This window comes from Streptomyces sp. NPDC015139, from assembly GCF_043079785.1.
In the GTDB taxonomy this organism is placed as follows: Bacteria; Actinomycetota; Actinomycetes; order Streptomycetales; family Streptomycetaceae; genus Streptomyces; species Streptomyces albidocamelliae.
Genome location: NZ_JBIBUW010000004.1, coordinates 259,827 through 272,013, shown reverse-complemented (window position 1 = coordinate 272,013; position 12,187 = coordinate 259,827). Strand labels below are relative to the sequence as shown.

The 12,187-nt window shown below is 68.1% G+C and carries 9 protein-coding genes; all 9 read right to left on the bottom strand.

Annotated elements, in window-relative coordinates:
• Window positions 1-34 precede the first annotated feature (34 nt).
• The 9 genes from ACF08B_RS13490 to ngcE all read right to left on the bottom strand — a co-directional run bounded on the left by ACF08B_RS13490 (window position 35) and on the right by ngcE (window position 12,145).
• Entirely contained in the window at window positions 35-1,555 is a 1,521-nt protein-coding gene (locus tag ACF08B_RS13490; RefSeq protein ID WP_392317459.1) for an amino acid permease, read from the bottom strand.
• A gap of 151 nt (window positions 1,556-1,706) precedes the next feature.
• Entirely contained in the window at window positions 1,707-3,635 is a 1,929-nt protein-coding gene (gene dxs, locus ACF08B_RS13485; RefSeq protein WP_392317458.1) for a 1-deoxy-D-xylulose-5-phosphate synthase, read from the bottom strand.
• Window positions 3,636-3,764: 129 nt separating this feature from the next.
• Window positions 3,765-5,075, bottom strand: coding sequence for a sugar ABC transporter permease (locus tag ACF08B_RS13480; protein ID WP_392317457.1), 1,311 nt, complete (start codon window positions 5,073-5,075; stop codon window positions 3,765-3,767).
• Window positions 5,072-5,872 (bottom strand): ATP-binding cassette domain-containing protein, encoded by an 801-nt coding sequence (locus ACF08B_RS13475; protein ID WP_073897473.1) that lies wholly within the window; start codon window positions 5,870-5,872, stop codon window positions 5,072-5,074. The genes ACF08B_RS13480 and ACF08B_RS13475 overlap by 4 nt, the downstream gene beginning before the upstream one ends.
• A 186-nt stretch (window positions 5,873-6,058) precedes the next feature.
• Window positions 6,059-7,162: a sugar ABC transporter substrate-binding protein gene (locus ACF08B_RS13470; RefSeq protein ID WP_392317722.1), complete on the bottom strand. Its 1,104-nt coding sequence runs from the start codon at window positions 7,160-7,162 to the stop codon at window positions 6,059-6,061.
• A 133-nt stretch (window positions 7,163-7,295) separates the two neighbouring features.
• The gene (locus tag ACF08B_RS13465) at window positions 7,296-8,495 is read right to left on the bottom strand and encodes an ROK family transcriptional regulator (RefSeq protein ID WP_392317456.1); all 1,200 of its coding nucleotides are present in this window, start codon (window positions 8,493-8,495) and stop codon (window positions 7,296-7,298) included.
• A 199-nt stretch (window positions 8,496-8,694) separates the two neighbouring features.
• On the bottom strand, window positions 8,695-9,618 hold the full coding sequence (locus ACF08B_RS13460) for a carbohydrate ABC transporter permease (RefSeq protein WP_073897479.1): 924 nt from the start codon (window positions 9,616-9,618) through the stop codon (window positions 8,695-8,697).
• Between the two features lie 14 nt (window positions 9,619-9,632).
• Window positions 9,633-10,568, bottom strand: a complete 936-nt coding sequence (locus ACF08B_RS13455; protein ID WP_093473921.1) for a carbohydrate ABC transporter permease — start codon at window positions 10,566-10,568, stop codon at window positions 9,633-9,635.
• A 125-nt stretch (window positions 10,569-10,693) separates the two neighbouring features.
• A complete protein-coding gene (gene ngcE / locus ACF08B_RS13450) occupies window positions 10,694-12,145 on the bottom strand; it encodes an N-acetylglucosamine/diacetylchitobiose ABC transporter substrate-binding protein (RefSeq protein ID WP_392317455.1) in 1,452 nt (483 codons plus the stop codon).
• Window positions 12,146-12,187: the final 42 nt, after the last annotated feature.

The following is a 12,187-nucleotide window of genomic DNA, read 5'->3' as shown; positions in this document are numbered from 1 at the left end:
CGGGACATACGGGGCCGGGGTGACGAGGTGGTGGTTACGGGGTGTTTCCGGCGGGCGGCGGGGGCACCTTCTCCGCCGTCTGCCCGCTCGTGGCGAGGCGGCTGTGCTTACGGCCGTAGAGGAAGTAGACGAAGAAGCCGATCGCCATCCAGATGGCGAACCGCAGCCAGGTCTCGGCCGGCAGGTTGAGCATCAGCCACAGCGTGGCGCAGACGGACACGATCGGCACGAAGGGCACCCACGGGGTCCGGAAGGCACGCGGCAGGTCCGGGCGGGACTTGCGCAGGATGATCACGCTGATCGCGACGACCACGAAGGCGAACAGCGTGCCGATGTTCACCAGTTCGGCCAGCTCGCTCAGGCTGGTGAAGCCGGCGACGATCGCGATGATCACACCGAGCAGGATGGTGGGCCGGTGCGGGGTCTTGAACTTCGGGTGGACGCGCGAGAAGAAGCGCGGCAGCAGTCCGTCGCGGCTCATCGCGAAGAACACCCGGGTCTGGCCCAGCAGCAGGATCAGGCAGACGGTGGTCAGGCCGATGGCGGCGCCGAAGCTGATCACGCCCGCGTACCAGGGGTGCCCGATGGCCTTGAAGGCGTCGGCGAGGGGGGCCTCCACCGACAGCCGGGTGTACTTCTGCATGCCGGTGACGACGATGGACACGGCGACGTACAGCACGGTGCAGATGAGCAGCGAGCCCAGGATGCCGCGCGGCATGTCCCGCTGCGGGTTGCGGGTCTCCTCCGCGGCGGTGGCGACGATGTCGAAGCCGATGAAGGCGAAGAACACCACCGAGGCCGCGGTGAAGATGCCCATCACACCGAAGTTGGCCGGTGCCCAGCCGAACATCAGCTGCACGAGCGGGGCGCCCAGGTTGCCGCCCGCCTTCACCGGCTCCGCGGGCGGGACGAACGGCTTGTAGTTCTCGCCGCGGATGAAGAACGCGCCGGCGATGATCACGATCAGTACGACGGCCACCTTGATGGCGACGACGACCGAGGTGATCCGTGCGGACAGCTTCATGCCGAGGACGAGGATGCCGGTGAGCACCAGCACCAGGGCGGCGGCGAGGATGTCGAAGCCGAATCCGTGGGCGCCGTCCCGCCCGGCGAGGTACGCCGGCAGGTGCCAGCCGGCGTTGTCCAGCAGCGAGCGGATGTAGCCGGCCCAGCCGACCGCCACCACCGCCGTGCCCAGCGCGAACTCCAGCACCAGGTCCCAGCCGATGATCCAGGCGGGCAGCTCGCCGAGGGAGGCGTAGCTGAACGTGTACGCCGAGCCCGCCACGGGGACCGTGGACGCGAACTCCGCGTAGCACAGGGCGGCGAGGGCGCAGACGACACCGGCCGCGACGAAGGACAGGGCCACCGCCGGACCGGCGTTGTTCTTGGCGACCTGTCCGGTGAGGACGAAGATGCCGGTGCCGATGATGACACCGACACCGAACACCGTCAGATCGAGCGCGGAGAGGGACTTCTTGAGCGAATGCTCCGGTTCCTCGGTGTCCCGGATGGACTGCTCGACGTTTTTCGTCCGGAAGAGCGCGCTGCTCACGTTCCTGCCTCCCACGCTTGTGAGGCCTCGATATGGCTCAACATGATCGAGAGGGTCGGGACTCGTATGCCCCGGCACAGGCAGGTTCACGCAGACGGGCCGGTTCCGCCACCGCAGAAGGCGGCGGAACCGGCCCGGAGGAGCGCTGTCCCTAGTCGCGCGCGGTTTCCACGGAATCCACCGCGTCCGCCGTTCGGTCGAACCGGCCGTCCAGCTTGGAGACCAGGCCGGTGACCTGACGGGCGATGTCCGGCGCGGTCAGCCCGATCTCGGCGAGCACCTCGGCGCGGGAGGCGTGGTCGAGGAAGCGCGGCGGGATGCCGAAGTCACGCAGCGGGACGTCCACGCCCGCGTCGCGCAGGGCCTGGGCGACGGCCGAGCCGACGCCGCCGACGCGGCTGTTGTCCTCGACGGTGACGACGACCCGGTGCCGCTCGGCGAGCGGGGCCATGGCCTCGTCGACGGGCTTGACCCAGCGCGGGTCGACCACGGTGGTGGAGATGCCCTGCTTGTCGAGCAGGCCGGCGACCTCCAGGCACATCGGGGCGAGCGCGCCCACGGAGACGAGCAGCACGTCCGGCCTGTCGGTGCCGGGCTCGCGCAGCACGTCCATGCCGCCGACGCGGCCGACCGCCGGTACGGCGGGGCCGACGGCGCCCTTGGAGAAGCGCACGACGGTCGGCGCGTCCTCGACGGCGACGGCCTCGCGCAGCTGGGCCCGCACCTGGTCGGCGTCGCGCGGCGCGGCGAGCCGCAACCCGGGCACGACCTGGAGCAGCGACATGTCCCACATGCCGTTGTGCGAGGCGCCGTCGGTGCCGGTGACACCGGCCCGGTCCAGCACGAAGGTGACCCCGCACTTGTGCAGGGCGACGTCCATGAGGACCTGGTCGAAGGCGCGGTTGAGGAAGGTGGCGTAGACGGCGAAGACGGGGTGCACGCCCGCGTGCGCGAGGCCCGCGGCGGAGACGGCGCCGTGCTGCTCGGCGATCCCGACGTCGTACACCCGGTCGGGGAAGCGCTTGGCGAACTTGTCCAGGCCGACCGGCTGGAGCATGGCCGCGGTGATGGCGACGATGTCGTCGCGCTCCTCGCCGAGCCGGACCATCTCCTCGCCGAACACGGAGGTCCAGTCGGCGCCGGAGGACGCGATCGGCAGACCGGTGTCGGGGTGGATCTTGCCGACGGCGTGGAAGCGGTCGGCCTCGTCCTGCAGGGCGGGCTGGTAGCCGCGGCCCTTCTCGGTGAGGCAGTGCACGATGACCGGGCCGCCGAACCGCTTGGCCCGCGCCAGCGCCGACTCCAGCGCCTCGATGTCGTGGCCGTCGATGGGGCCGACGTACTTCAGGCCCAGGTCCTCGAACATGCCCTGCGGGGCGATGAAGTCCTTCAGCCCCTTCTTGGCGCCGTGCAGGGTCTCGTACAGCGGCCTGCCGACGACCGGGGTGCGGTCGAGGATGTCCTTGGTGCGGGCGAGGAAACGCTCGTACCCGTCGGTGGTGCGCAGGGTCGCCAGGTGGTTCGCCAGGCCGCCGATGGTCGGCGCGTACGACCGCTCGTTGTCGTTGACGACGATGACCAGCGGGCGGTCCTTGGCCTCGGCGATGTTGTTCAGCGCCTCCCAGGCCATGCCGCCGGTCAGCGCGCCGTCACCGATGACCGCGACGACGTGGCTGTCCCGCCTGCGCAGCTCGTTGGCCTTGGCGATGCCGTCGGCCCAGCCGAGCACGGTCGAGGCGTGGCTGTTCTCGATGACGTCGTGCTCGGACTCGGCCTGCGAGGGGTAGCCGGACAGGCCGCCCTTCATCTTCAGCCGGGAGAAGTCCTGCCGGCCCGTGAGCAGCTTGTGCACGTACGACTGGTGGCCGGTGTCCCAGAGGACCTTGTCCTTCGGGGAGTGGAAGACGCGGTGCAGGGCGATGGTGAGCTCGACCACGCCGAGGTTGGGGCCGAGGTGGCCGCCGGTCTTGGAGACGGCGTCGACGAGGAAGGTCCGGATCTCCCCGGCCAGCTGGTCCAGCTCCTCCAGGCTGAGCCGGTCCAGATCGCGCGGTCCCCTGATGCGGGTCAGCATCGGCACCCGTGCCTCCTTGCAGTAGAGCTGATCGAGCTGTTGCCGGGCTTGTCGAGTCTAATGTTCGCGCTGTGCACGACACGACAGCGCCCGGCACCTTATGAGTGCCGGGCGCTCGAGCAGGGACGGGATCGCTTACGCGCGACCCGCCGTCTTCTGCGTCTTGCGGGTGACCGAGTCGATGACGACCGTGGTCAGCAGCACAGCCGCGGTGATCATGTACTTCACCGGCTCGGCGATGGACTCCAGCTGGAGACCGTACTGGATGGACACGATCACCAGCACACCGAGGAGCGCGTTCCACGTGCGGCCGCGGCCGCCGAAGAGCGAGGTGCCACCGATGACGGCCGCGGCGATCGCGTTCATCAGCAGGTCACCGGTACCGGCGCTCTGGTTGGCGGAGGCGATCTTCGAGGCCAGGAAGAGACCGCCGATGGCGGCGAAGCCGCCGGAGATCGCGAAGACCGAGATGCGCACCGCGGTGACGTTGATGCCCGCACGCCGGGACGCCTCCACGCTGCCGCCGAGCGCGAAGATCTTGCGGCCGTACGGGGTGCGCCGGAGCACGAAGTCCGTGCCGACCAGGAAGGCGAGGAAGATCACCGTGGCCAGCGGCAGGCCCTTGTACTGGTTGTACAGGTAGGCCGCGGCGAAGGAGACGACGGCCAGCAGCACCGTGCGCAGGACCGTGTCGCTGAGCGGCCGGGACGGGACGCCCGCGGCCTCCCGGCGCCGGTTGCCGAGGAAGGAGCTGACGAAGAACAGCGCCACCACGACGACCGCCAGACCGTAGGCGGCGCCGACGTCCGTGAAGGTGTACGTGGTCAGCTTGCCGATCAGGCCGTCGCTGTCGAGGTTGATCGTGCCGTCCTCGCCCAGCACCTTCAGCATGAAGCCGAGCCAGAACAGCAGGCCGGCCAGGGTGACGGCGAAGGCGGGGGCGCCGAGCACCGCGAAGAAGAAGCCGTGCAGCGAGCCGATGGCGGCACCGGCGGCGATGGCGACCAGTACGGCCACCCACTCGGGCCAGCCCTGGTTGACCGTGAGGACGGCGGCGAGGGCGCTGGCCGCGCCGCTGATCGAGCCGACGGACAGGTCGATCTCGCCGAGCAGCAGCACGAAGACGATGCCGACGGAGATCATGCCCGTGCCGACCATCGTGACCGTGATGTTGCTGATGTTCTGCGCGGAGAGGAACTCGGAGTTCAGGACCTGGAAGATGACGCAGATGATCGCGAGACCCAGGATGACCGGGAGGGAACCCAGCTCACCGGCCTTCATCTTCCGCTTGAACTCGCTCCAGTAGCCGAGCAGGCCCTGCTCGCGCACCAGGAGGCGCGGGTCGACCGCGGTGACGGCGGCGGCCGCTGCCTCGGGGTTCTCGACGACGTGCTCGCCCTCGCCGGGCGTCTTGTCGAGATTCGCGGAGGTGTTGTCGAGGCTCACTTGGAAACCTCCCCGTTCGTGCTGGACGTGCGCGCGGCACGGCGGGTCACGGCGTTGTCGGTGGCGCCGGTGATGGCGGAGATGATCTCCTCCTGCGAGGTCGTCTTGACCTCGAAGACGCCGTTGTTGCGGCCGAGGCGCAGGACGGCGACCTTGTCGGCCACCGCCTTCACGTCCGCCATGTTGTGGCTGATGAGGATCACGGCGTGACCGCGCTCGCGCAGGCGCTCCACCAGGTCGAGGACCTGGGCGGTCTGCTCGACGCCGAGGGCCGCGGTGGGCTCGTCGAGGATGACCAGCTTCGGGTCGCCGAGCATGGAGCGGGCGATGGCCACGGTCTGGCGCTGACCGCCGGAGAGCGAGGCGATCGGGATGCGGACGCTCGGGATGCGGATCGAGAGCGTGGTGAGGAGCTCGCGGGCGCGGCGCTCCATCTCCACCTCGTCGAGGACGCCCCACTTCCTCAGCTCACGGCCGAGGAACAGGTTGCCGACGACGTCGATGTTGTCGCACAGCGCGAGGTCCTGGTAGACCGTCGCGATGCCCAGGGACTGGGCGTCGTGCGGGCGGCTGATGGAGACGGCCTCGCCGTTCCACTCGATAGCGCCCTCGTCGATGGGGTGCACGCCGGCGATCGTCTTGACCAGCGTGGACTTTCCGGCACCGTTGTCGCCCACCAGGGCGACCACCTCACCGGCGTGGACCTCAAGCTCTACGTCGGTGAGCGCCTGAACGGCACCGAACCGCTTGGAGACCCCGCGCAACGCCAGCACGGGCGTAGCGGACACGTGAACCATCTCCTTCGCCGCCTGACCCGGCGGGAGGTTGTGCAGAAGTTTGGGGGAGTTTTCCGTCCGGCGCCCCGCGCCGAGCTTGCGGGGCTGTGTGATGCGCGGGGCACCGGAGGAGCCTTGGGCGGTCCGTCGCTCTTCCCGCGGGTGTTCACGGACGAACACCCGGGGCGGGAAGAGACCCGGGACCGCTTACTTCAGACCGAGCTTGGCGCAGGCGGACTTGTACTTGCCGGTGCAGATCTCGTCGATCGTGTAGACGCCGTCCTTGACGACGGTGTCCTTGATGTTCTCCTTGGTCAGCGAGGTGACCGGGACGAGCACCGACGGGACGTCCTGCGCGGAGCCCGAGGAGACCTTGTCCTTGGCGACGGAGTCCAGGCTCTCGCCCTTGGCGAGCGCCACGGCCATCTCGGCGGCGGCGTCGGCCTCGGGGGCGTAGGGCTTGTAGACGCTCATGTACTGCTCACCGGCGACGATGCGCTGCACACCCGCGAGCTCGGCGTCCTGGCCGGTGACCGGGACCTTGACGCCCGCGGCGTTGAGGGCGGTGATGATACCGCCGGCCATGCCGTCGTTGGCGGAGTAGACGCCCGCGATCTTGCCCTTGCCGACCGAGGAGATCGCCGCCTCCATCTCGGAGTTGGCGTTGTCCGGCGACCACTCCTTGGTGTCGTACTCCTTGGCGATGGTGACCTTGCCGTCGAGGACGGAGTGCGCGCCCTTCTTGAACTGGGCGGCGTTCGGGTCGGTCACCGAGCCGTTGACCATGACGATCTTGGAGGACTTGGTGGCCTTGCTGCCCAGCGCCTTCAGCAGGGCCTCGCCCTGGGTCTTGCCGACCTGCTCGTTGTCGAACGAGGTGTAGGCGCTGATCGGGCCCTCGGCGAGACGGTCGTAGGCGACGACCTTGATGCCGGCGTCCTTGGCCTTCTGGACCGAGTTCTGGATGGCCTTGGCGTCGACCGCGTCCAGGATCAGGACGTCCACCTTGTTGGTGATCATGGTGTCGACCTGCTGGGCCTGCAGGTTCGCGTCCTGACGGGCGTTGTTGTACTGGACCTTCGCCTTGCCGTTCGTCAGCTCCTTGATCTTCTTCTCGATCAGCGGGCGGTCGAACTTCTCGTAACGAGCGGTCTTGTTCTCCGGCAGGAGCAGACCGACCGTGATGTCGTCGCCCTTCTTGGCCGACGCGGAGGAAGAGTCGTCGTTGCCCTTCGACTCCTTGGCGCTGCCACAAGCCGCGAGCGAGACGGCCATCGCACCGGCGGCAATGGCAACGGCGGCACGACGCATACGTGCGTTCACTTCACAAACCTCCCTGACGAGGCCGCGTCGTTGCGGCCGAGGTGGCTGGAAGTCAACTCGGCCACACGTGCGACGTCAAGAAGTAAATCCTTAACGAGATGGCAACGGTGCCATCCGTTCTCTAAGTGAAGGCAGGCGTGGCCATCGACAGGGATCCGTCCAAAAGGGTCGAATCGCCCATCTCGCTGAGGGCGAGGGCAAGCGCCCCGAGCACCTCGGCACGGCCCCCAAGAGCCCCCGGGAGAACGGACAGTTGACGCGCCGCGCTGGGGATGGCGTAGCGGCCGACGGACTCCCTGATCGGCCCGAGCACCAGCTCACCGGCCTCGGCGAGATCACCGCCGAGGACCACCCTGCTCGGGTTCAGCAGATTGCAGAGATTGGCCACTCCACTGCCGATGTGGCGGCCGACGTCGGCGATCACCCGACGACAGCCCGGGTCTCCGTCCCTGGCCAGCCGTACGACACCCTCCATGGTCAGGTCGGGTCCGTGGCTGGGCTGGAGCAGCGGGAGCACATAGCGTGCGGCCGCGAACGTCTCCAGGCAGCCGCGGTTGCCGCAACGGCAGACCGGGCCGGATTCGTCGAGTGTAATATGTCCGATTTCGCCAGCGGTGCCGCCGGGCCCGCGGTAGATCTTCCCGTCGATCACCAGACCGGCGCCGACACCGCTCGCGACCTTGATGTAAGCAAGATCACGCACGCCCTTGCCGCTGCCCCAGACGAGCTCGCCGAGGGCACCGAGGTTGGCGTCGTTGTCGACGTGAACGGGCACGCCGAGCCGTTCCCGCAGCTCCTCCGCGGGCTTGGTGCCGCCCCAGCCGGGCAGGATCGCGGTGGACCCCAGCGTCCCCGACTCCACGTCGATCGGACCCGGCACGCCGAGCCCCACGCCGGCCACCTTGGACCGGTCCACCCCCGTTGCTGCGATCAGGCGACCGACCAGCTCCTCGGCCCGGTCGAAGCCCTGCGCGGAGGACGCGTCGACGTCCAGCGGCTCGGACTCCTCGGCCAGCACCTGGTGGGCGAGGTTCCCGATCGCGACGCGCAGATGGGTGTGCCCGAAGTCGACGCCGATGACGATGCCGGCGTCGCCGCTCAGGCTGACGCTGCGGGCCCGTCGGCCACCCGCCGATGTGGGCGTGACCTCGACGGTTCCGCCGTCCTTGAGCTCCCGCACGATGTTGGAGACGGTCGCGGCGGACAGACCGGTCGTCCGCGCGATCTCCGCCTGCGTGAGGGACCCTGCCAGGCGTACGGCCCGGACGACCCGCTCCAGGTTGGCTCGGTGCAGCGATGACTGCGACCCTGGAGTCTCCACGACTGACCTCCTGAGCGCGGGGCCGCTTCGGCGAGGCCCCGTGTATGTCCAACTAGTGAACTCTAAGCTGAGCCGTTCGGGGTCACTTCCGTCAAGAGGTTGAACCGTTTCCGGGTACGGGACACACCCGTGCACGCCGCCCCGGAGACCGGGACGGCGTGCGTGCGAGGGGTCGCGGAGCGCTTCCCGGGCGCCGCCGCTACTTGAGCGTCGCCGAGGTCAGACCCGCCTGCACCTGGCGCTGGAAGGACAGGTAGACGACCAGCATCGGGATCATCGCGATGGTCACGCCGGCGAAGAGAACGGGCAGGTCGGAGGCGTATCCCTGCTGCTGTTGCAGCTGGATCAGCCCCTGGGTGAGGACGTAGCGCTCGGGGTCGGAACCGCTCTGCGGCTGCATCAGCACCGTGGGCAGGATGAACTGGTTCCACTGCCCCAGCGTGTTGAAGATGCCCACGCTGATCAGACCGGGCTTCGCCATCGGCAGCATCACCTGGAAGAAGGTCCGGGTGTGCGAGGCACCGTCCAGGACCGCCGCCTCGAAGACCGCCGTGGGCAGCGTCCGGAAGAAGGAGTGCATGAAGAACACCGTGAACGGCATCGAGTAGGCGATGTAGACCAGGATCAGCCCCTGGTAGGTGTTCAGCATGTCCAGCCGTTTGACCATGAAGAACAGCGGGACGAGGGCCAGGAACACCGGGAACATGGCGCCGGCCACGAAGAAGTAGTAGAGCAGCCGGTTGCCCCAGAACCGGTACCTGGCCAGCACGTACGCGGCCATGGAGCCGAACAGCATGGTCAGCGGCACGGAGAACACCAGGACGATCACGGTGTTCAGGAAGTAGTCGCCGATGCCCTTGTCCCAGGCCCGGCTGAAGACGTCGAAGGACCAGCTGTGCGGCCAGCCGAAGGCCGAGCCGCCGATCTGGACGTCGGTCTTGAAGGAGCTGAGCACCAGCCACAGCAGGGGCAGCACGATCAGCAGGCCCCACAGGGCGAGGAAGCCGTGCGAGAAGACGTTCAGGACCACGCCCTCGCCGCGCCGGTCGCCGGGGCGGACGGGGACCTTGTCCACGGGCCGCTCGGCGGGGACGGGGGCGGTCTCCTTGATGGGTGCGCTCATCCTCGGCACTCCGCTCAGAACTCGATGCGCTCGCGGCGGGTGGCGCGCAGCGTGACGACGGACAGGACCAGGGTGAGCAGCAGCATGATCACGCCCATGGCGCAGGCGTAGCCGCTCTTGCCGTAGTAGAGGAAGTTGCGCATCATCACCGTCGACATCACGTCGCTGTGGTGATCGGGGCCGCCGCCGTACGCGCCCATGTTCTGGGTCATGGAGGAGACCAGTACGAACATGTCCATGGCGACGATGCCGAGGTAGACCCAGGCGGTCTGCACGGTGTCCCACAGCAGCGGCAGGGTGATGCGGAAGAAGGACTGGTTGCGGTTGGCCCCGTCGATCAGGGCGGCCTCGTAGATGTCCCTCGGGATGGACTGCATGGCGGCGGAGAACAGCACCAGGTAGAAGCCGACGCCCTGCCAGACCACGGCCACCATGAGAGCCCACAGCACCAGGTTCGGCTCGTTCAGCCATTCCACCGGATTGTCGGCGTCCACCAGGCCGACCTTGATCAGCGCGCCGTTGAGCAGACCGCCGCCGTCACTGCGGTACACCGCGTTGAACAGCACCGCGAGAATCGCCAGCGACAGCACCTGCGGAAAGAAGTAGACGACTTTGTAGACCTTCGACCCGGCCACGCCCTGCACTCCGCCGGCCCGGCTGCGCCCGCCCGCGTTCAGCATGAAGGCGAAGAACAGGGCGAGCAGAATGGTGATCACCGGGATGAAGACCAGGAACAGGATGTTGTGCCAGATGGCACCCAGGAAGACGTCGTCCTGGAACAGCGCCTGGTAATTGTCCAGACCCACGAAACTGAAGGTCTGCGACTGCCCCTTCCAGTCCGTCAGCGAATAGCCGAACGTCTGGATGTACGGCCAGATCACGAAGACCACATAGAGCGCCACGGGGACGAGGAGAAACCCCGCGACGAACCGGTACTGCCCTTTGCGCATCGGCGTCCCTGCCCTTGATGTGTCCGGTCGCCACCGACACCCCGGGGGTGCGGGGGACCGCCCGCGCGGGTCCGGTCGGACCCGCGCGGGCGGTCGCACCCGCACCCCGGAGGCGGCCGGTGGACCTAGTCCCGGTGGTTCTTCTTCGACGCAGGGTCCTTCGCCTGCTTGTCCACCGCGGCCTGACAGCGCTTCAGCCATTCCTTCGGCTGGATGCGCTTGGCCATGAGCTCGTTGGACGCGGCCTCGATGGCGGTCCCCATCTCGCTGTACCACTCGGTGTACAGGAAGCGGAAGGTGTTGTCGCCGGCCGCCTTGGACGCCTCGACCGTGGACTGCGTGCCCGGCCGCAGCTTGACGCTCGGGTCCACGCCGTCCTTGAGGATGGTGAGCGAGTTCGCCTCCTTGGCGAAGAGCGTCGACCACTCCTTGGAGAGCATGCGCCGCATGAACTCCTTCGCCCCCGGCAGGTTGTGCGCCTTCGAGGGGATGATGAAGGGTTCGCCCGAACCGGCCCGGATCGCCTCGAACGGCAGCTTGCTGCCCGACAGCAGCGGCATCGGCAGGAACTTCATGTCGAAGTCCGACGGGGTCTGCTTCAGCTGCTCGTTCTCCAGCCAGGAGCCGCAGGTGATGAACGCGGCCTTGTACTGGTTCCAGCGGGTCTGCGACTCGGTGTGCGTCAGGCCGTTCGTTCCGGGCATCAGATAGCCCTTCTCGACGACCTCGTAGATGGCCTCGACGCCGGCCTGCGCCGCCTCCGAACCCACGAACGCCTTGGGGTCCAGGTTGTCGATGGCCTTCATCGCGTCCAGACCGCCCTTCTTGGCGATCAGGTCCATGATGGCGACGTTGATGTAGTACGGGTACTTGCCCTGGTGGGCGAGACCGCCGATGCCCTGGGACTTGGCGTCCTTGCAGATGGCGAGGAAGTCCTCCCAGGTCTTGGGCGCCTCCCAGCCCTTCTCCTTGAAGAGCTTGCCGGAGTACCACAGGCCCCACACCGTGTAGATGTAGTTCAGCGCGACGACCTTGCCCTCCTGCATGCCCGGGTCGAGCGTGCCGGGGATCAGGGTGTCGCGGACCTTCTTGGAGGGGTCGTCGACCGAGGGGGAGTCCAGGACCTCGGCGAGGTCCAGCAGCTGCCCGTTCTTGTACAGGACGTCGACCTTGATCTGCTGGGCGCCGGAGTCGTCCACGATGTCCGGCGGGTTGCCGCCGTTGAAGCGCGGCTGGAGCTTGCCGGTGATCTCCTGCGTGCCGGTGTGGGTGGAGGTGATGCCGAGCTTCTTGCCGAAGTCGGCCTCCCACGCCTTGGCGTAGTCGTCGCCGTAGCCGCCCTTGAAGACGACGACGTCGAGCTTGCTGCCCTTCTTGGCGCCGAAGGGGTTGTCCTTGGACTTCTCCCCCTTGGTGTCGCCGCCCCCGTCCGAGTCGCCGTCGCCGCCGCCGCTGGCGCAGGCGGACAGGAGGCTCATCGTCGGAACGCTGATCAGGCCGAGCGCGGCGGACCGCTTGATCAGATCGCGGCGGCCGACACCCGAGGAACCGGTGTTCCCGTCGGAAGTGGATCCCATGCTCAAGTCCTCGCCTTCTCCAGGACTCAGGCGGTGAACCGG